Raw genomic sequence first — 20,557 nt, 5'->3', positions numbered from 1 at the left:
CCAAAATATTAAAAACTTATTGCCTGTTCTTCACCAAAGCCCCAACCTTTCTCACAGGCTCCGTCACCTTCCATGAAGTACTATTGACAATATGCCAATTATCTTTTTCGATTCTATTTTTCTGCTTGGTCATATTTTTAAGGTCTTTTTCCATTTTCCTCAATGCATATTGAATCGACCTGGCACTGGAAGTGTTGTACTGCTCTGTTATTTCAAATCCTACTGTTACTGGTTCATCATGGTTTTCTTCTTTTATTTTTGTTACCTTTGAATTTCTCTTATTATTACTTATCAGCTTTTTAAATTCCTCTATTTTCTGTTTGTCCGTCCCAGCTACAATAATTTCAATTTCGTCGAAAACAGTACTTTTTATATTCCCGTGCAGGTTACGATCCAACGCCTGTTTTTTCAACCATCTATGATAAGCCTGCCGTTGTACATCTCCGTAGACAATATATTTTTTGGCATATAATTTTCCCATTGGGGCCGGGCTTACCTCCACCTCTAACGCTGCCCGGTTTTCCAACGGTTCCAGCACATTTATTAAGTCAAAATAAACTTTGGACTTTGTTGTGTCAACTTTATCTTTCGTTTCGGGAAAATAATAATCAATAATTGCTTTAGGTATATCGCGTGCCTTTCCTTTTAACGGAAATAATGCCCCTCCAATTTGTGCGGTTGGATTTAATTCAATAACTACAGCAGGTACATTTTGTTTTCTGTTTTTATTTACAATAATGTCCACACCTGCATGGTGTAAGCCTGGTACGGCCTTAATTGCATCGATCGCAACCTTCTTATACTCTTCCGGCATCGTATCCGTAACATCAATCGGGTCTCCGCCGGATGATACGTTTGTCTTTTGTCTCAGGAAGATTTTTTCTCCCTTTTTCGGTACACTTTCCAGGCTGTAGCCCGCTTCCTGAATAAATTCAAGAATCTCAATATCCATTTCAATCAGGCAGCTGTTCAAACGGGCATTCTTTTTTCGTTCCTCATTTTTCAGGCCAATCAGTTCTTCAATCGTATGGACACCATCGCCGATAATATTTGCAGGGACCCTGTTATATGCTGCGATTACTTTATCCTCCACTACGTAAATACGGTATTCTTCACCCTGTACGTGCTGTTCGACAACAACTTCTCCATATCCAAGGTCATGTCTGACATAGTTTACGGCTTTGAGGAATTCCTGATCATCTCTTATATTTGTAACTACACCATTTCCAAGGCTTGCATTCGTCGGTTTTAACACAAGCGGAAAATCCAATTCTTTACTGTAAGAAATAATTTCTTCATCAGAAGCATCTTCGCCAAAACCTTTTCCAAGCGGGACGGGGACCCCTTTTTGCAAGAGTATTTCTTTTGTGTCGTCTTTTTCGGAACCAATTTCCACCGCTTCATTGGTTACTTTATCCCCTCTTGTTCTGAAAAAGTAATGTGTCTTTTTCTCGGAGCTCAGGGAAAAGAGTCTGCCCGGAGGGTTCACACCAAAAATGATCATATCCTGAAAATGCTCTGAGTCTCTTGTATACCATTTTAGTTTTAAGCCTCTGCGCCATCCTTCCAGTGCTACTGCAAATGCGTCCAGTCTTGTCTTCCTGGCATTTTTCACTATTTCATTTGTCAGGTGGGGCAAACTGATTCCCTGTATCTCTTTCATTTAATAATTCCTCCATTTAACGTACTGCTTTATTTAAACCTCTTGAATACTGCTCCAGCCAGCCGAATTGGTTTTGTAGCTCTCCATGATAAGCTGTCATAAAATTTCCTTCGCTGAATCTCTGCTTTTTTCATATCGTTTACCGTTACTTCCAATTCCTGTTGGTATAACTTCAATTCCTCCAGCTGTGTTTTCAAATCTGCTTTTATATCAAATCCGACTTTGATTGGCTCATCATAGCTGCTTTCCTGGACTTCAAACACTTGCGCGCGTTCTTCATCTTCCCATAAAGCATTTTTAAAATCATTGATCATTTCCATATCCGTACCGGCGACAACTACTTCAATATCCCCGTTCTCCAAATTCATTACAAAACCATGCAGATACCGTTCAAATGCCTGCTTTCTTAATCCGCGGTGATAGCCAATATCCTGAACTTCTCCGCTTACTGTATATTTTTTTGCATACATCTTTTCCTGCGGGCACGGGGTTACCGTGGAAACACTGGCATCCCTTGATTGCAGCGGATCTAATACGTCGTGAAAATCAAAAAACACATTTGCTTTATTTTTTGTTACGTCTATTGTTTCCGGAAAATAATAATCAATAATTGCTGATGGAATATCACGCGACTTCCCTTTCATAGGATATAAGATACCACCCAATTGGGAAGTTGGATTAAGTTCTATCACGTATCCTTTTTCCGGATTATTTGCATGGATGATTAAATCAACGGATCCGTGGAACAAACCAGGTACAGCCTGTATCGCCTTTACCGCTGTGCGCTTTATTTCTTCCGGAAGTTCGTCCAATACGTCAATCGGGTCTCCCCCGAGGGAAATGTTCGTTTTTTCACTAAGAAAAATTTGTTCTCCTTCTTCCGGGACGGTGTCTAATGTATAACCTTTTCTTCCTATAAAATCAACCGTTTCCTGATTTAAATTAATAGGACAGCTCACCAATCGGGGATTCAGGCTTCTTTCTTCATTTTTCAGCTCAATTAATGCCTTAATGGAATTAATACCGTCTCCAGTCACGTTGGGCGGAATGCGGTTTATCGCACCAACAACCTGATCGTTGACAACATACATGCGATATTCGTTTCCGGGTATGTATTGCTCGACAATAACATCTCGGTAATTTAGTTGTTCCCGGACATATTCCAGTGAGAATGCTAATTCACCAGGACTGGTAATATTGGATACAACTCCTCTTCCAAAGCTTCCGTCAGTCGGTTTCAAAACTACCGGATAGCCCAGAGAGGAAGCATAATCTATAATCGTATCATCTGTTTCCTTTTCGGAAAACTGTTTACCTTCAGGAATCAGGACCTCTGTCTTTCTTAATGCCTGCTTCGTCCGTTCTTTGTCCTTTCCGATTGCTACCGCTTCATTTGATATTTTATCTCCCCGTGAACGAAAGAAATAATGCTGTCTATTCTTGGAGCTTAGCGAGAATAGCTGGCCAGGGTTGTCCACATACCATGTTGCCATTTCACTGAACTTTTCCGAGTTTTTGACATGCCAGCGAAGCGTCAGCCCACGTCTCCAGCCTTCAAGTGCAATTACGTAGGCATCAAGCAGGTTTCCGTGTGCATCGGAAACAACTTCTTCTGATAGGTGCGGCAGCCATTCATTTGTATTCTCTTCCATTTTTGTCTTCCTCCTAAATTGAACCGTCCCCGTTGTACTTATTACGCGGTGTAAATTGCTTAAACGCCGAAAAATCTTTTCCGTTTAACAGGTCGTTACTCAGCCGTCCTTGTGCCTCTATAAAATAATCACCGAGCCATTTATCCGTTTTTTCATCAAAATCGTCATAATTACCCGGTTTTGGTGTGAATTCCCCAAAAATAAGTCCATTTTCTGAACGTAAAAAGTCTATTCTTATAAAAGGGGCGGGTATTTTTAAACTGATGTCTGAGGCAAACTCAATTTCAGATTGGGTTACACCCTGCCCTTTAAACAAATCCTCATCATATTTTCCTGTCCTAACTCTTTCGCCGGTAATTGTCCACCAGCAGTACCTGAGTTCAGGCACACGGGTGATTTCCAGTATGATGCCGACTTTTCCGTAGAAACAGTAAAATTTTATATCGCTTGCCGGTGTTTTTTTCTGAATGTCTTCAAGTATGAGTTCTTCCGTAAACCATTCATTATGATGAACCCACCCCATGAGGACATCTTCTTTCATACTGGAGATTAACTCCTCCCAGCTGTGCATCTTTTTGCTGCGCTTAATATCTATTATATCATTATTACTGTAAACAAGGTACACACCACGTCCGCCTGCTCCATCCACCGGCTTAATCACGATTCCGCCTTCCCGGGGAATCTCTTCCAGCCGGTAGGTTTGTTTGGAAATCTTGGGGATTCGGACACCGAGATGATCCATAAACTGATAGGCAGCTTGCTTATCATCCAGCAGCCATTCGGGCAATGTTCCTGTCAGCTGCATTTGCCTGATTCGCATATTCAAGCTTCCCCGGAAGGAAGCGGCCTGTCTCAATGGAATAGGATCTTCGGATAAACCTGCCCGCATCATAAACTCCGGGATCTCTTCTATTTTCAAGCCTTCCAGCGCTTTGGAATATACCATGTTCTTATAATCGTTTTCTTCATTCATATACAAGCGGGCAGCATAGCTTAATGCATTTCTATAATTTGTATCATGCTGTTTTTTATTCTTTACAGTCTTATCAATAAAATCAATAATTCCGCCGTCCAGTTTCGTTTCATTTATCTTTTTAACCAGCGCTTGGCTGTTCAGTTTGCGGTCATCGAGCATAAGTTCATGCATTCGTTCTTTTGCCTGATCGCGTTCCTTTTCGGCTGTTTCCAGTTCGGCTTCGAGTTGTTTGATGTACTGGGACTGATCTGTACTTCTTTTTCCTGCCGCAAATAAATCATTCATTTTTCGGACAGGCTCGGAATATTTCCATGTATTGCTTTTCTCTATGTTTTTAATCTCTTTTTTGTTTGTTTTTATTTCTTTTTCGGTTTTTGCTATCTGCGCTTCTTTTTCTATCAATGCTTTCGTTAATGCTTCTTCTGTTTGTGGCGCATCTGCATTGTTATAATCATTTGAATTATTCATTAAGACCAGCCCCTTATTGTTCAAAATAAGTATGGATTTTCGTCCACGGTCCATTCCTCGATATGGGAAGCATAATCGTTCAGGTTATCGGTTATGGTGTCCCAATTGTCACTGGAAAGCTTCATTGACGCTAATTCCCGCGGATGATCGGCTAATAATGCCGTCCTTACCTTGTCATCAGTCGGATACCATCTTCCTCTTCTTCCAAAATAGTGTACAGCATGATATGCACATTTTCTTATATCATAAAAGGCATCATTTTTTGACGGGAGTTCATCCAAGATTACCTTAACGTTAGCCGCTTGTAATTCAGGAATGTATTTTTGTTTTTCCTGTAATATGGCGGCATTTTTTATTATCAGGTTTTCACAGCTGATTTTCTCGCCGTACACAAGTAGCTGAATGTTGCTGCCATTAATATGTTCCCTGATTTTTGGATTGATCTCTTTTGGGAGCCCCGCGTCATATTTTGCCATTTGCATCAGTCCTGTCCGGAGCCCAAGCTGTTTATGGTATTCGATTTGTTTTATCGCTGAATAAAGCTCATTCTCAGGCAGTCTGAAATCCCCGGCAATAACCATATCAAAATGTCTTGCACCGGAAGTTTTTTGTTCTCTTTTCGGCCACATTGGCTCCGGCACGGGGAATGGTCTTTCTTGTTGCGGGAACGGGTAATAAAGAGAATTTGCGTTTTTATGATACTGCCGGTGTACTTCCGCATATTCTTTTCTTGCTCCCATAAGAAATCCATTATAGCCAAATGCCGAGCTTCCTGTAAGAGAGCCTGCTGTTTGTCTTGGAAAGGAAAGGGGTCCTGTCTTCAGATCCACAATCTTTTCTTTTCCAAAGATGAGCCCTATCCTTTTAATGTATTCACTGTCAGCAGCAAAACGGACTTCATCCCAATAACCTGCCTTCTCCATCACCGGCGCTCTTCTGAACATCAGAGAGGACATATTGGTAAAAATATAATGTCCCGGAGTCCCTCTCCGGTACAGCCCCAGTTCCTCTGTCATTCGCGCCTGTTCTGACGTATTCGCAATAACGTGAGGGTTTTCCATCAAATGTTTTGCCTGGATTTCCAGTTTCCTCGGATGTGACCAGTCATCAGAATCATTAATTGTTACGAATTCACCTGCTGCTTCCCTCAGTGCGATGTTTCTTGCCATATAAGGTCCGCTGTTTTGCGGTGTGGACAGCAGTTTAATTCTTTCGTCCTTTTTGGCATACTCGATGACTGTCTCTTTCGTATGATCGGGACTGCAATCGTCCACGATGATCAGTTCGAAATGCTGCCATGTTTGTTTAAGAATGGATTCTATTGCTGTTTTGATGCCTTCTTCTGCATTGTAGGCAGGAATAATAACCGTTACTTTTGGACCGTCTTTTGTTTTTTGGCCGGAATCCGATATCAGTTTGTCATACGCTGCTGCTGCTTTACTTTCCGACAGTCTGAGCGGCTCCAGTCCGTAAACATCCAGCGCTTTATTCACCCATTTTAAGCAGTTTTCCGCCTTTTCCTCCAGATTGGCTGCAGCAAGATATAAGTCAGGATGCTTTTGAAACGAGAGCACCTGCCGGATGAACGCTTTCCCTGCTTCCAATTCACCGAGCAGGGATAGGCATTCCGCCTTAATAACAGCAGCTCTTCTTAATTGCTCCGCGTTATCCATATCCTTCATGGCAGCAGGCAAATAATCCAATGCCCTTCTTGCATTTGTTTTTGTATATTTATTTGCATACCAAAGCGTAAGTTCCCAGGCAATGGCCTGTCTCAGATACTTATTGTCCGTTTCTTTAAACAAGCTTTCCAGTTCATGTAATGTTTTTTCTTCAAAGCCAAGGTTATATAAATGGTATTTATATTTTTTCAGTTGGTTGGAAGCATTTTTTCTTTTATATTCCTTGCTGTACAGCTGTTTCCTGTTTCGTCTGCCAAGTGCATAGGCAGCTGTGGCCCTTAAAAATTTCTTCATCTTTTTCGGCGACTGGACGAGCTTCCAGGTTCTGCTGCCGGTCACTGCCCGAAATTCCCGCTGCAGTTCATTCAAATGCTCTTCTGTTTTCTGCTTTTCAGTTTGTTTTTCCGCCAGTATCATTTCCAATTCACGCAGTTTCGTCTCTAATTCAGCAGTCCGCTGATTATCCTCCCAGTTTTTCATAGGTCATTTGCTCCCAGTTTTCTTTTGCAAGCCGGCCTTTTTTATCCGGATGCTTATTCTCAAAGGATTCCCTCGCTGCTTCATCGATTGGATACCAGCGGCCGCGTTTGCCAAAATAAGCCTGCAGCTGATCTTGCATTTGTTCCATATTTTCGTCCGGCGTTTCCGTCAGGATGACAGCAATCCTTTCTGCTTTGATCTCGGGTATATATTTTTGCCGATCTGCCAGGACAAGCGGGTTCATAACGATGATCCCTGCTGCAGTTACTTTTTCTCCGTATACAATCATTTGTACAGACTGTCCATCAAGCATTTGGCGGATTTCCGGCTGAATGTCATGATTGATGCTGAGATTATAATGATACATTTGCGTAAGTCCAACCCGTTTTCCTGCTTGCAGCTGCTTTTCTATTTCTTTTATCGCTGTTTTGTTTGTTTCTTTTAAACGAAAATCGGAAGCAATGATCACATCAAACTCCCGATAGCCGGTAAGTTTTTCTTCCCGTTTCGGCCACATTGGCTCTGGCACCGGAAATGGTCTCGTTTCCTGCGGGTAAGGGTAATACAGGGAATCCGCCTGTTTATGAAAATACTCCAGACTTTCCACGTACTCTTTTCTGACGCCCATAAAAAATCCGCTATAGCCAAATGCGGAGCTGCTTGTCAGGGATGCGACAGCTTGTCTTGGCAGGGATAATGGTCCTGTTTCCAGGTCCGCATAGGCTGCTTTTCCGAAAACTTTAATAAGACGGCGTTTAAATTCCCCGTCTGCAGCAAAGCGTACACTATCCCAAAAACCGACTTTTTCCATTACCGGCTTGCGTCTGAACATAATGGAGGACATGTTGGGGAAAATATATTTTCCCGGTGTTCCCCGGCGGTATAATTTTAGTTCTTCAGTCAGTCTTGCATGCTCGGAAGTGTTGGCGATGATATTTTTATTGTCCATCAGATGTTTTACTTGTATTTCTATTTTTTCCGCGTGGGACCAGTCATCTGCATCATTGATGGTGATAAATTCTCCGGTTGCCTGCTTAAGCGCAATATTTCTTGCTACATACGGGCCGCTGTTCACCGGGGTGGAGAGCAGCTTCACCCGGCTGTCCTGTTTTGCGTAGCTGCGGATCACTGCTGCGGTATTGTCCGGACTGCAGTCATCAACGACGAGGAGTTCCAGGTTCTGCCACGTTTGCGCCAGAATGGACTCTATTGCTGTGCCGATCCCTGATTCTGCATTGTAAGCCGGGAAAATAACGGATACCTTGGGACCGTCTGCTATCTTTCTATTCAGCGGTTCATTTGCTATATCGTCATAATTCGGCTGATCCTCTGCCGTGAATGTAATCGGCTGCAGGTCATACATTTGCATCGCTTTATTCATCCATTCCACGCGGTCACTGATGGAAGTTTCCAGGTTGGCCAGCCCAAGATACAAATCGGGATGCGTTTGTGTTTTGAGTATTTCCTGTAAAACCTGCTTTCCTTCTTCCATCTGATTCAGCCGCTCATGGCACTCTGCTTTGATGATAGCGATTCTTCTTAACTGATCCGGATCCTGTTCTCCGTCAGATGCTGCAGGTATATAGGCGAGTGCCTGTTTTGCCCCGTCTTCCGTGTATATATTGGCAAACCACAAAACGAGCTCCCATGCTGCGAGCCGTTTTAAGTGTTTGTCCTTCATATTGGCATGGAAAGACTTCAAGTCTTCCAGGCCTTTTTCCGTAAATCCGAGACTGTAAAGATGATGTTTGATTTGTTTCAATTGTTGTCTTTGAACTTGTTTTTTTCCGCCGATCAGCCGTTTGATTTTCGCTTTTTGTTCATCTGACAGCTTATCTGTAAGTTTTTTTCTCTGCTGTTCATTTAACAGCCGGTAAAGCACCCAGTCAATCGGCGCTATGATTATTTTTTTCAGTATACGAAACATCAACATCCACCACCATTAAGCGTCAGCCCCGGACTTTTTTTCCGCCGGTTTATTCTTTCTGTTTCTTTGTGCTGCTCTATTTTTCATGACTTTTGTATTTCTGTTATTTCTCACATTCTTCACAGGTTTTACTCCCTGTGCCTCCCGATACTTGGCTACCGCTTCTTCCGGTGTTCCGTCATAGCGGATCTGCCCTTTTTCCATCCAGATTGCACGGGTGCAGATCTGCTCCACAAAACTCATGCTGTGAGTTACGATGATGACTGCTTTTGCGCGTTCCATCATTTCCTGGATCCGTTCGCTTGCTTTTTGTTTAAACGCCATGTCGCCGGTGGATAATGCTTCATCAATAATAAAAATATCCGGCTTGAGAATGGCTGCGATGCTGAATCCGAGGCGTGCTTTCATCCCGCTGGAATAGTCCTTGACAGGCTGGTGTATTTTTTTGCCCAGCCCGGAAAATTCCACGATCGCATCATAATTTTTTTCAATCCGCTCCTTGGAAATACCGAGCAGCATGGCATTTAAATATATATTATCTGTGCCGTTTAATTGGGCGTTAAAGCCGGTTCCGTAGCCAAGCAGGGATGAGGTCTCCCCGTTCAGTTCGATATGCCCTTCATCCGGGGATAAAATTTTGGTCAGCACTTTGCACAGCGTGCTTTTCCCTGCACCGTTATGGCCGATGATCCCGACGACTTCCCGCTCTTTTATTTCAAAGCTGACATTTTTTAATGCCCAGAATGTGCCTGTATTTAATTTAAAGGAAACACCGACATTGTCGGCTTTTACGATCGTCCCTTCCCCAACCTCTGTTTCTGTTTTTTCCAGCTGGAGGTTGCGATGCCGTCTTGGCGGCCTTGGGGGAACGGTTGCTTTATAGTTTTCGATCACCGTTTTTGGATCACCGATCTCTCTTACTTTGCCCTGATCGAGCCACATGAGCCTGTCACAGTTTCTTTGGGCATAGCGGAGACTATGGGTGACGATAATGACCATCTTTGCCTGCTTTACGAGTTCCTTCATTTTCTCGGCAGCTTTTCGGCTGAATTTGGCATCCCCTGTATTCAGTGCCTCATCCAGGATGAGGATTTCCGGCTGAAGATGGGATGCTACACTGAATCCAAGTCTAGCCTTCATCCCGCTGGAATAATATTTCATCGGCTGCTCAAAAAACTCCCCCAGGTCGGAAAATGCATGAATATCATTAATATAATGGTTAATCATATCTTTATCGATGCCGAGCATCATGCCGTTTAAATAGACGTTTTCACGGCCGGTCAATTCCTTATTAAAGCCCATGCCAAAGGAAAACAATGCTGTTACATTGCCGTCCACATCTATTTCCCCGTGATCTTCCTGCAATATGCCGGAGATGATTTTGCTTAAGGTTGTTTTTCCTGCACCATTGGATCCGATAATGCCAAGAATTTCTCCCTGGTGACCTTCAAAGTTAATATCTGTCAGCGGCCAGAATTTCTTTTCTTCCTTTGACCGCTTATCTCTTTTAAAGGTGTTGAATATAAGGGATTTGTAATCATCCCGCTTTTTGGAATTAAAGGCGACACCTATATTTTTTGCCCTGATGACATTTTTATTGGTGTCTTTTGTTTGAGAACTCATTGTATAAAACCTCTTTTATAATGCTTTAATAATTTTGTGTTCATTCCTGCTGTAGTAATAGAGCATGAAAATAATCACTGCCACGGACAGAACGAATATAATGGTTAACGGCACAAAGTCCGGTGATGTGCCATGCATTAAAATGTTCCGGTAATTTTCCACAATATGTGCTACCGGATTGATCGCTACGGCCCAGCCATATTCCGGCGGCAAACGTCCGCCTTCCCAAATAATCGGGGAAGCGTAGAAAAAGATTCTCGTTACATATGTCATGAGATTATCAATATCCCGGACGAATACGGTAATAAATCCGAGTACCAGCCCGACTGCCAGCAGAAATGTGGTCTGAATAATGACAAGCACCGGCAGATAAAGGGCTTCCCAGCCGGGTATGTAGCCGTATATCAGCAGAAATATGGCCACTACGACAAGCCCAAAGGCAAAATTAAACAGCTGTGTTAATGTAAACGACAGCGGAAAGATCGATTTCGGCAAATACACCTGATTAATAATCGAGCTGTAGCGCATGATGGATTTTGCCGATGAGTTCACCGTACTGCTGATACATCTCCAGGCAACCAGTCCGATTACGAGGAATAATGCATAGGGATAGTCTCCCTGACTGTCCCTTTGCAGGATGACAACGACCAACATATAAAACACGAGTACGTTTAAGAGCGGATCCAGCAGCCACCAGAAATAGCCGAGATAGCTGTTTCTGTGTTCTGCTTTTAATCCGGATTTCACCAGGTAGAACAGTAAGTCTTTTCGTTTTATTATTTCCTGTATGTAAGATTTCATTTAAAGTTGACACCGCCTAATTAACTTTGCTTCGGGGAAATAAAAACAGCTATAATTTCAGTCCGTATTGCCATTCACGGCAATTTTGATATAGATAACGCTATCGGCGTATTAATGGTACTTTTTATGCCAAAAGTAATTAAAGCCGGCTGGTATCTGTCTATGAAAAAGCATAGGCTGAATCAGCCCATATTTCCCCGGCGCCCCAGCCGATCTTTACGCTTCTTTTCGATCGGCCATTCTATATTTTATACTATTTTTTAATCCAATGACTGCATAATGTGCAAAATAATAGATGCTTTTTATTAGATTTTGCTTTTCAATTACCCTGTATACATACCATTGCCGTTTTGCAGCCTTTAACTTATTGCTGGAAATCGAATTATCAACACTGCGGTATTTTGCCAGCACTTCAGACAATCCATAAGCACGGTAGCCCATTTTCGTGATGGTGAGCCAGTAGACATAATCCTGTCTTGTCCGGATGTTCACCATCTCCAGCGGGCCGATTTCCTCCCTGTCGACCATTACTGTTAAACAGCCGATGACGCAATGCTTCATTAAATCGTGGTAGCCGACGGACGCTGGTGCTTTGGAAATCGCATTTCTAAGCGTTCCATCCTCTTCCATCCGAATGTATTTTGTAAAAGAAAAAGCGATATGTTTCTCCTGCATGAATTGCAGCTGCTTTTCCAATTTTTCGGGATACCACAGATCATCACTGTCCAAAAAAGCGATGTATTTTCCGTTTGCATTTTTCATTGCCGTATTGCGGGCGACCGCGGAGCCGCTGTTTGTTTCCAGTTGAAACAGCTTGATGCGGCTGTCTTTTTCCTCATATTTTTTTACGATTTCTCTCGTCCGATCTTTCGAGCAATCATCCACGATGATCATTTCCCAGTTTGGGTAAGTCTGTGTCAGTACGGATTCAATGGTTTCATGTATGAAATTTTCTGCATTGTATGCAGGTGTTATTACGGATATTAAAGGGGTTTTGCGCTCTTTCACATTATCTGCCCCATTCTTTTTTCATTGAGCTTGAGCAATTCGTCATACCAATGGACGAGTTTTTCCTCCTGGGTTTTCCAATTCAGCTGTTCCTGCACGGCTTTTTTTCCATTTTCGCCCATTTGCTTTGCGCTGTCCGGGTGGCTTCGAAGATACTGGATCGCCTTTTTTATTTCTTCATCATTATTCGGGTCAACAGCAATCCCGCATTCATACATTTCGATAAAATTTTTCCACACGGGAAAGTCCGAACAGATGACCGGCAGCCCGGCATTCATGTACTCAAAGAATTTCGTCAGCTCTTTTTTCATGTAATGCTCAGTCGGCGGGAAAAGTGCGATTCCGGCCAGCCAGTTGCGCTCAAGATACCGCTTTTCAATTACTTCCTTTTCAATAAATTCATCAATACCCTCGATATGCAGCCTGTCCTTCTCCAATCCGGCCACTTCTTCCATTTCTTTTGCCAGATCACTTGGACATTTTCCGACAAAATGAACATCTGTCTGTTCGTCAATCAGCGGAATTTTCGCATGAAAAAGCGCGCCCCGAACATGGGATACATTACCAGTATACAATAATTTATCCTCCTGTGGGCTGCCTTCTCTGTCATGCTTCATAAAATTTTCATTTACGGTCGGGTAATTTAAAATTAACACACCATCCGGATAGATGTCTTTATAATATTTTTCCGCCAGACAAAGCTGTAAGCGGCGTGCGAAAAATTTCTCCATATACTTATACGCAGCAGCAATCATTTTTTTGAACGGCCCAGGCAAATAGTCTTTCTGCAAAATGCTTGTAATATAGTCTTCGTGAATATCATAGATGACGGTATTGTTTCGCTTCTTTAACATCCACGCTACCGGAAGCAGTTCCGGGTCATGGAAATGATAGACATCTGCGCGTATAGCTTTTGCTTTTTTGTATGCCTCCCTGGTGCCGAAAAGCATGCGTTTCAATCTGCTTGGATACGTTTTTAATGGTATATGTCTGATCGGTTTTGCTTGAGTTGTTTCTGTATCCTTTTCTGCTGTCTGTGCAATTAATGTAACGTCAAAGCCTGCGTCGGCCAGTGACATGCATTCTTTATGATAAATTCTCGGGTCGTAAGGATGATGGACTGTCGTCATATGAACGATTCTTTTGCCTTTTCTATGGCTCTCCGGATCTGCGCCGGCGACAGCATCATATTTCCTTTCATTTGGAGCTGTCATACTCCTCATCTCCTAATTACGGTGTTCGTTTAAAAAAGTTTCCTCATATTCTTTTACAATTTTCCGTGCATGAAATTCATTGGCACGGCGGATACCATTATCAATTATTTCCTCTGTTTTTTCATCATCAAGTTTTAGTGTTTTTGTTATTTTTTCTGCCATATCATCGGCATCTCCTGTTTTACAAAGGATGCCGTATTTACCGCCATCGAGCACTTCCATTGCCCCGGGTCTGCAGTTGGTGGAAACAATTGGCGTCCCTGTTGCCAGCGCTTCTGTCAGCACATGGCCAAACCCTTCCCTGAGCGAGGACAGGACAAACAGATCTGCATGTTTAAAATAGACATACGGATTTTGCTGAAAGCCGAGAAAATGAATGTTATCCTGCAGGTGGAGCTTTGCAGCCTGCTGCTTTAACTTTCCCTCCAGCTCCCCTTCGCCAAGGATGACAAGTCTTGCATTCATTTTTTGATTGACTTTCGCAAAAGCGCTGATCAATGTTTCGTGGTCTTTATCTTTTACAAGTCTTCCTGCAGTAATGATCACTTTGGCGTTATCCTGGAAAATATACTTGTTTTCCCGGGCGATTTCCCCTGTCTCCATATGTGCGGTGATGCTGTCCACATCCACAGGATTATAGATGACCCGGATTTTCTCCGGTTTTACTTTATAGCGAGTGACAATATTTTCCTTCACCCCGTTGGACAGGGCAATCACCTTGCCAGTCAGTTTATATAGCATTCCCATTGCCCGCAATTTCATGTCGGCACGGAAACTGCCGCCGAGAAAGGCTGCTTCCCGGACAATATTTTTGGCACGGGTAAAGGAAATAATCCTTGCCAGAATTGCGATCGTATTATAATTCGGAATCGTACTGAATACAATATCGGCTTTCTCCCTGCGAATAACCTTTGCCAGCGGAAGAACAGCCGAGCGCAAACGTTTTGTATTTAATTTAATAAATTTTATATCTTCTTCTATATAGCTTTCATAGCTTCCATTATAATTTAATGTAACAAGCACAGGCATGAATTTTGTCCGGTCCATGTTATTCAGGATGTTCAGCATCGTTCTTGCCGCCCCGCCGGCACCCATCTGGTAGATAAAAAATATCACTTTAACTTTTTTCACCTTATTCAGCCTTCCCCTTGCATGCTTGTTATGCTGTTACTCATTCTTTTCCATGATTTACACTTCACGAATTATACCATAGGCGCGCAGATAAATAAATTGTCGAACTGTTCGGAAATGTGATGGAGAGGTGGTTCGGTTGGGGTGAAGGTGGCAAGGGGGAAGTTAATATAACCTTCCCCATCTTCCCAACATGATGAAACCATCCGGGAACAGAAAACAAAAAATGATGCTAGAACAGACAACAAAGCATCGGTGGTGAAAGTGAAATATTCGCTTTTTCATGATCTGAAGTTTTTATGCAAGGGGAGAAATTGAAGCTGTAGAAGAAGGCGATGTGCTTCTGGATACTGAACCATTGCTGGGTGGATCAATTCTCATTTAAAAAAGATGAATTTTCCATCAGGAAGTAGGCTTGTTTCCTTCCAAAACAGGCGTTGCTGCATGCATAAAGTTTGTTTTTCCTTTTGGCGGTCCGATTGTTTTTGGGTGCTTGTCGATCGATTTTTGGAAGTTCTCGAGCGATTTGCCGGGCTGCCCGATCGAAATTTGCAGCTCCCGATCGTTTTTTGGGAGTTCTCGATCGATTTGCCGGGCTACCCGATCGTTTTTGGGGTTCCCGATCGATTTGTCATGCTGCCCGATCGAAATTTTGCGGCTCCCGATCGATTTTACGGGCTGCCCGATCGAAGTTTGGAGCTCCCGATCGATTTTTGGAAGTTCCCGATCGATTTGCCGGGCTGCCCGATCGTTTTTGCGAGTTCTCGATCGATTTTCCAATGATCCCGATCGAATTTTGGGACTCCCGATCGTTTTTTGGCAGTTCTCGAGCGATTTCCCCGGGGCTTGCGCGATTTCAGCTCTCCTACGCGGCTTTCGTACCGCCTGCAAAAACAAGGGGCGGCAAATATGCCGACCCCTCCTATTTAATCGTTATCTAAAGACGCCAGTTTCTTCTGCATATACGCCTTCACATCTTCATGCAAATCTGCACGTTTTAAAGCAAAATCAATGGTTGCTTCTACGAGGCCCAGCTGGTTTCCTACATCATAGCGTTCACCATCAAAGTTATATGCCAGCACCTGTTCTGATTCATGCAATATTTTAATGGCATCTGTCAGTTGAATCTCATTATCCTTTCCAGGCGGAAGATTTTTCAGAATATCAAAAATGGCAGGGGTAAGCACGTATCTTCCCATGACTGCCAAATTGGATGGCGCTTCTTCCTGTTTAGGTTTTTCCACCATCGTCTCAATTTCTTTGATGGAACTGCCAAAATCTTTTCCATTGGCAGCTTTAATAATGCCGTATTTGGACACATCTTCCCATGGCACGTCGTGTACGCCAATGACAGAGCACTGGTGTTTCTCATATACCTGAAGCAATTGTTTTAAACATGGGACTTCCGATTCGACAATATCATCCCCTAGCAGCACAGCAAAGGGTTCATTGCCGACAAAGCTGCTTGCACAGCCAATCGCATGGCCGAGTCCTTTTGGCTCTTTTTGCCTGATATAGTGGATATTTGCCAAATTGGAAATCGAGCGAACCTGTTCCAGCACGTCTGTCTTTCCTGTTTTTTCAAGTTTTGCTTCCAATTCATAGGTGGTATCAAAATGATCCTCGATTGCCCGCTTTCCCCTGCCCGAAATAATGATAATATCTTCAATTCCCGAGTCGACTGCCTCTTCCACAATATATTGAATGGTCGGCTTGTCCACAATCGGCAGCATTTCCTTCGGGGTGGCTTTTGTGGCCGGCAATAGCCGTGTGCCCAGTCCAGCAGCTGGGATAATTGCTTTTTTTACCTGCATAACGTCCGTCTCCTTTAAACTGAAGCATAGTAAAATTTTAACCATAATCAGTGTTTGTCCGGCTACATCTTAGTTTATCATATTTGCATATTATGTCGTAATCAGGCGACGTTATGAGAGAAAATGCTATACAATCACGTGATATAATTGTATAGTGAATTTTAGATAAAAGTTTAAAAAGGGAATGAAAATATGATGAGTTTGTTTGAAGATATTAAGAATAGAAAAGAAAAAATCTCAGTAATCGGCCTGGGCTATGTAGGCTTGCCGCTGGCTATTGAACTCGCTAAAAAATATGATGTTGTCGGCTATGATATAAATAAGGAAAAACTGGATAAATACTTAAGTGGAGTGGATGTGACGGATGAGGCAGGGGATGAGGCTGTCAGGAATACGACCATGACCTTTACCAGTGATGAAGCAGATTTGAAAGCATGCAAATTTCATATTGTGTCAGTACCCACTCCGATTAATATGGATAAAACACCGAATTTGGAGCCGGTCATTGGTGCCAGTGAAACGGTTGGACGGAATTTGACAAAAGGTTCCATTGTGGTCTATGAATCCACGGTTTATCCGGGAACAACAGAAGAAATCTGTATTCCGGTGCTGGAAAAAGAATCAGGGATGACGTTTGGCGAGGATTTTAAAGCCGGGTATTCGCCTGAGCGCATTAACCCGGGGGATAAAGTCAATACGCTTACCAAAATCATTAAAATTGTTTCCGGATCGGATGAAGAAGCGCTCCGGGAAATTTCCGATGTTTACGGCTCCATCATTGAAGCCGGCGTGCATGAAGCCGAGTCCATTAAAGTGGCTGAAGCTGCCAAGGTAATTGAAAACTCCCAGCGTGATATTAATATCGCCTTCATGAATGAGCTTTCCATGGTGTTTAATAAAATGGATATTAATACGAAAGCTGTGCTGGAAGCTGCCGGTACAAAGTGGAATTTCCTGAAGTTCACCCCTGGCCTCGTCGGCGGCCATTGTATTGGAGTGGACCCGTATTATTTCACATATAAAGCAGAGCAGCTTGGTTATCATTCGCAAATTATTTTGTCCGGCAGAAAAATTAATGATGACATGGGTAAATATGTGGCAAGCAACATTATTAAAAAAATGATCAAGGCCAAGCAGGAAATCGATGGCGCGAAGGTTGCCATTTTCGGCCTGACATTTAAGGAAAATGTCGGGGATGTGAGAAACACACGCGTGATTGATATTATTGATGAGCTGAAGGAATACGGTGTGAATGTAATCGTGTATGATCCGGTTGCCGAAGTGGAAAATGTGTATCGTGAGTTCGGCATCGAGCTGGCCTCCAAAGATGAACTGCAGGATTTGGATTCGATCGTGATGGCAGTGCCGCATAATGAATTAAAAGAAGAATTTGATTTGGACAGGCTTGAGACGTTATTTAAAAACGACAGAAAAGTGCTTGTTGATATTAAAAGCATTTATGACAGAAAAGAATGTGAGAGAAGAGGATTTCATTATTGGAGTTTATAAAGGCTTGTTCTGCCTTAACGAAATCTAATAGGAAGGCAAAACTCCCTGACTGGATCGCACTTGGGAGTTTTGCTTTTCATTTCCGTGATGTTTTTTGAAAATTGTTAAATATAGAGTATAATAGAGGCAGCCTTTTGGGGTTTGTCTTCATTAATATAATAGGGGGACATATAACGTGGGAAAAAATACATTACAGGAAACAATAGACGAGATTCACGAACAGGCCATTACCATTGATGCGCATTTTGACCTTCTGTTTGATGTAGCTGCACAGCGTGCATTAGGCAGGACAAAGGTGATTGAAACAGATCATCTTCCTGAATTTATAAAAGGCGGCTGGAATGTGATTGTTTCTTCCATTTACCTGGAAGATGCCGACCTTCCGGAGAATGCATTGCGAAAAGCTCTCCATCAGGTAAGCTGTCTGTACACGGAGCTTGAGGAGTCAGCTGATAAACTGATGCTCTGTAAAGATACTACGGATATTTTGCAGGCAAAGGCAAGTGGAAAAGTTGGCATCATGCTTTCTTTTGAAGGAGTGGAGCCGCTTGGTACAGATATTTCTTTATTAAGGGTATTTTATGAACTGGGCGTTCGGTTTGTCGGGTTAACGTGGAGCAGAAGAAATGCGGCAGGCGATGGCTGTACATTTAAATTTTCCGATCGGCAAATGACGGGCGGCTTGTCGGATTTTGGGCTGGAGGTGCTCAGGGAAGCGGAAAAACTCGGCATGATCATGGATGTGACCCATATTAATGATGAAGGGTTTGAAGATATAATGGCCCATTCCAATCAGCCGGTCATTGCCTCCCACTCGAATGCAAGAGCGGTATCCAATACACCGAGAAACTTAACCGACGCCCAGTTGCAGGCACTTGCAGACTCTGGCGGTGTGGCGGGAATCAATGCGGTCAGTATAATTGCTTCCGTTGAATCGGACAAACCGGATGTGAACACCCTTGCCGATCATATTGGGCACATGGCGGGTATAGTTGGTGTGGAACATATCGGACTTGGACTTGATTTATGCGACTTGTTTACGAAATATAAACCTGACGGGGTCGTCCGGGAAGCATTTGATATCGTCGACAAGCATGGTTCCTTGGGGAGATTGACCTTTGCCCTGTTGGAAAGAGGGTTTGCCAAAGAAGATATCATAAAAATCTACGGCAGAAACTTTATGAAAGTATATGAACGTGTGCTTGGATAAATGGGACACAGGGACAGGTCAGCTGTCCCCCATTTCACCTTTTAAGTTCCCGGCAATTTCTTCTACTTCTTCTATACTTAACTCCGTAACTTCTGCAACCTCTTCTTTTGACATATTTTTTAATAATAGATTTTTTGCCGCTGCCTGCTTACCTTTTTCTATTCCTTCCTTCATACCCTTTTCAAAATATGAATTGGGCAGCCGGTACAAGACCTTTGCTTCATCTTCCGGCAGCTGTTTAATTTTTTCCTGCATTTCTTTCTCCTCCTTGAGGGACACTGGGACAATTCTTTACGACGGGGCGAGCATTTAGCACAGCCCCAGGTATCTGTCCTTCATGTCCATTAACCTTTTAAGTTCCCGGCAATTTCTTCTACCTCTTCTATACTTAACTCCGTAACCTCTGCAACCTCTTCTTTTGACATATTTTTTAATAATAGATTTTTTGCCGCTGCCTGCTTACCTTTTTCTATTCCTCTTTCTATTCCTTTTTCTATTCCTTTTTCTATTCCCTTTTCTATTCCTTCCTTCATACCCTTTTCAAAATATGAATTGGGCAGCCGATGCAAAACCTTTGCTTCATCTTCCGGCAGCTGTTTAATTTTTTCCTGCATTTCTTTCTCCTCCTCATCATCTAATTCAAGATAAGTTTCAAAGAATCCGTATAATAAAGACATCCTGGCCGGATCCAGTTCCATTCGGCTTATCATTCGTAAAAACTCCAATTTCACTTGCACCCGCTCTTCTTCTGTATATCCCATTTTACTTAATAGTGCGGCAGCAGCAGGGTTATCATTTTTAATGAACTCCCGCCAATTTTTCTTAATTAAATGAAGCTGTAAATAGCGAAATCTAATTGGGTGGAGTCCTGTTACATGAATATCAAATTGTTCTGGTACCTGTCTCTTATCATTATAACTGAAAACTGCAATTGGCAATATGGGCTTGCGGTGTTTTTCATAAAGGCGGCTGTAGTAAATGAACATTCTTTCATGGAAGTCCTTTTCATATGAGGCCTGGGGTTCAATATGGATGTGGATAATCTGATGTTTAGCTTTTAGCTTTACTTCAGCAAGGATGTCTATACGGCGCTTTTCGCCGATTATGATATCTGTAAATACTTCCTGATCCAGAAATTTTACAGTGGAGAAATTTATTTCTCTGTAAACCAATGGAAAAAATGCACCGATAAATTCCTTGAAAAACGTTTGAATCAGTTCTTTGAATAGCCTGTCATGGTCAGTATAAAGTGACTTTTTCTCAAAAATTATTGTTGCTTTTTTTGTAGTTATCAATACCTCCATCCATCCCTTCCAGAATTTTAAATTAATTTTAACATTTAAAAATCTCTTGTCAATAGAAACGCAATAAACAAGAAGAAGGCATAAAAAGTTCCCCT

16 protein-coding genes are annotated in these 20,557 nt (G+C 42.6%); 2 read left to right on the top strand and 14 right to left on the bottom strand.

Annotation, left to right across the window (positions count from 1 at the left end; translation table 11 throughout):
• Window positions 1-16: 16 nt before the first annotated feature.
• The 12 genes from GHD25_RS15425 to galU form a co-directional block, all read right to left on the bottom strand.
• The gene (locus tag GHD25_RS15425; RefSeq protein WP_164218459.1) at window positions 17-1,663 is read right to left on the bottom strand and encodes an acylphosphatase; all 1,647 of its coding nucleotides are present in this window, start codon (window positions 1,661-1,663) and stop codon (window positions 17-19) included.
• Between the two features lie 29 nt (window positions 1,664-1,692).
• Complete coding sequence (locus tag GHD25_RS15420) at window positions 1,693-3,315, bottom strand: acylphosphatase (RefSeq protein WP_164218457.1); 1,623 nt, start codon at window positions 3,313-3,315, stop codon at window positions 1,693-1,695.
• 13 nt (window positions 3,316-3,328) lie between these two features.
• Window positions 3,329-4,759, bottom strand: coding sequence for an ATP-grasp fold amidoligase family protein (locus GHD25_RS15415; RefSeq protein WP_164218455.1), 1,431 nt, complete (start codon window positions 4,757-4,759; stop codon window positions 3,329-3,331).
• Between the two features lie 20 nt (window positions 4,760-4,779).
• Entirely contained in the window at window positions 4,780-6,921 is a 2,142-nt protein-coding gene (locus tag GHD25_RS15410) for a glycosyltransferase family 2 protein (RefSeq protein ID WP_164218454.1), read from the bottom strand.
• On the bottom strand, window positions 6,902-8,848 hold the full coding sequence (locus tag GHD25_RS15405) for a glycosyltransferase family 2 protein (RefSeq protein WP_164218452.1): 1,947 nt from the start codon (window positions 8,846-8,848) through the stop codon (window positions 6,902-6,904). Before GHD25_RS15405 ends, GHD25_RS15410 begins: the two co-directional genes overlap by 20 nt.
• 15 nt (window positions 8,849-8,863) lie before the next feature.
• The gene (locus tag GHD25_RS15400; RefSeq protein WP_164218450.1) at window positions 8,864-10,471 is read right to left on the bottom strand and encodes an ABC transporter ATP-binding protein; all 1,608 of its coding nucleotides are present in this window, start codon (window positions 10,469-10,471) and stop codon (window positions 8,864-8,866) included.
• 15 nt (window positions 10,472-10,486) lie between these two features.
• Window positions 10,487-11,272, bottom strand: a complete 786-nt coding sequence (locus GHD25_RS15395) for an ABC transporter permease (protein WP_164218448.1) — start codon at window positions 11,270-11,272, stop codon at window positions 10,487-10,489.
• Between the two features lie 216 nt (window positions 11,273-11,488).
• Complete coding sequence (locus tag GHD25_RS15390) at window positions 11,489-12,280, bottom strand: glycosyltransferase family 2 protein (protein WP_164218446.1); 792 nt, start codon at window positions 12,278-12,280, stop codon at window positions 11,489-11,491.
• Window positions 12,277-13,410, bottom strand: coding sequence for a glycosyltransferase (locus GHD25_RS15385; RefSeq protein WP_240452386.1), 1,134 nt, complete (start codon window positions 13,408-13,410; stop codon window positions 12,277-12,279). Before GHD25_RS15385 ends, GHD25_RS15390 begins: the two co-directional genes overlap by 4 nt.
• A gap of 96 nt (window positions 13,411-13,506) precedes the next feature.
• A complete protein-coding gene (locus tag GHD25_RS15380; protein ID WP_164218442.1) occupies window positions 13,507-14,625 on the bottom strand; it encodes a glycosyltransferase in 1,119 nt (372 codons plus the stop codon).
• A gap of 402 nt (window positions 14,626-15,027) precedes the next feature.
• The gene (locus tag GHD25_RS15375; protein WP_164218440.1) at window positions 15,028-15,405 is read right to left on the bottom strand and encodes a hypothetical protein; all 378 of its coding nucleotides are present in this window, start codon (window positions 15,403-15,405) and stop codon (window positions 15,028-15,030) included.
• 146 nt (window positions 15,406-15,551) lie between these two features.
• Window positions 15,552-16,439, bottom strand: a complete 888-nt coding sequence (gene galU / locus GHD25_RS15370; protein ID WP_164218438.1) for a UTP--glucose-1-phosphate uridylyltransferase GalU — start codon at window positions 16,437-16,439, stop codon at window positions 15,552-15,554.
• Window positions 16,440-16,634: 195 nt separating this feature from the next.
• On the opposite strand from galU, the gene GHD25_RS15365 reads away from it, so the two are divergent.
• Both GHD25_RS15365 and GHD25_RS15360 read left to right on the top strand, forming a co-directional pair.
• Complete coding sequence (locus GHD25_RS15365; protein WP_164218528.1) at window positions 16,635-17,948, top strand: nucleotide sugar dehydrogenase; 1,314 nt, start codon at window positions 16,635-16,637, stop codon at window positions 17,946-17,948.
• Between the two features lie 175 nt (window positions 17,949-18,123).
• Window positions 18,124-19,158, top strand: coding sequence for a dipeptidase (locus GHD25_RS15360; RefSeq protein WP_205601373.1), 1,035 nt, complete (start codon window positions 18,124-18,126; stop codon window positions 19,156-19,158).
• 18 nt (window positions 19,159-19,176) lie between these two features.
• Here GHD25_RS15360 and GHD25_RS15355 read toward each other — a convergent pair whose 3' ends face one another.
• Complete coding sequence (locus GHD25_RS15355) at window positions 19,177-19,413, bottom strand: hypothetical protein (RefSeq protein WP_164218436.1); 237 nt, start codon at window positions 19,411-19,413, stop codon at window positions 19,177-19,179.
• Between the two features lie 89 nt (window positions 19,414-19,502).
• Window positions 19,503-20,462 carry an RpnC/YadD family protein gene (locus tag GHD25_RS15350; protein ID WP_164218434.1) on the bottom strand — a complete coding sequence of 320 codons (960 nt, stop codon included), beginning with the start codon at window positions 20,460-20,462 and terminating at the stop codon, window positions 19,503-19,505.
• Window positions 20,463-20,557: the final 95 nt, after the last annotated feature.

The organism is Virgibacillus aidingensis (assembly GCF_010994035.1).
In the GTDB taxonomy this organism is placed as follows: Bacteria; Bacillota; Bacilli; order Bacillales; family Amphibacillaceae; genus Virgibacillus_N.
This window is presented reverse-complemented; position numbering and strand designations above follow the sequence as displayed.

What these genes read in the sequence shown, in the direction of transcription:
- GHD25_RS15420 (WP_164218457.1), bottom strand. Translation starts at nt 3,315, where the DNA reads ATGGAAGAGAATACAAATGAATGGCTGCCGCACCTATCAGAAGAAGTT.
- GHD25_RS15425 (WP_164218459.1), bottom strand. Translation starts at nt 1,663, where the DNA reads ATGAAAGAGATACAGGGAATCAGTTTGCCCCACCTGACAAATGAAATA.
- GHD25_RS15385 (WP_240452386.1), bottom strand. Translation starts at nt 13,410, where the DNA reads ATGACGACAGTCCATCATCCTTACGACCCGAGAATTTATCATAAAGAA.
- GHD25_RS15350 (WP_164218434.1), bottom strand. Translation starts at nt 20,462, where the DNA reads ATGGAGGTATTGATAACTACAAAAAAAGCAACAATAATTTTTGAGAAA.
- GHD25_RS15355 (WP_164218436.1), bottom strand. Translation starts at nt 19,413, where the DNA reads ATGCAGGAAAAAATTAAACAGCTGCCGGAAGATGAAGCAAAGGTCTTG.
- GHD25_RS15410 (WP_164218454.1), bottom strand. Translation starts at nt 6,921, where the DNA reads ATGAAAAACTGGGAGGATAATCAGCGGACTGCTGAATTAGAGACGAAA.
- galU (WP_164218438.1), bottom strand. Translation starts at nt 16,439, where the DNA reads ATGCAGGTAAAAAAAGCAATTATCCCAGCTGCTGGACTGGGCACACGG.
- GHD25_RS15400 (WP_164218450.1), bottom strand. Translation starts at nt 10,471, where the DNA reads ATGAGTTCTCAAACAAAAGACACCAATAAAAATGTCATCAGGGCAAAA.
- GHD25_RS15415 (WP_164218455.1), bottom strand. Translation starts at nt 4,759, where the DNA reads ATGAATAATTCAAATGATTATAACAATGCAGATGCGCCACAAACAGAA.
- GHD25_RS15365 (WP_164218528.1), top strand. Translation starts at nt 16,635, where the DNA reads ATGAGTTTGTTTGAAGATATTAAGAATAGAAAAGAAAAAATCTCAGTA.
- GHD25_RS15405 (WP_164218452.1), bottom strand. Translation starts at nt 8,848, where the DNA reads ATGTTTCGTATACTGAAAAAAATAATCATAGCGCCGATTGACTGGGTG.
- GHD25_RS15395 (WP_164218448.1), bottom strand. Translation starts at nt 11,272, where the DNA reads ATGAAATCTTACATACAGGAAATAATAAAACGAAAAGACTTACTGTTC.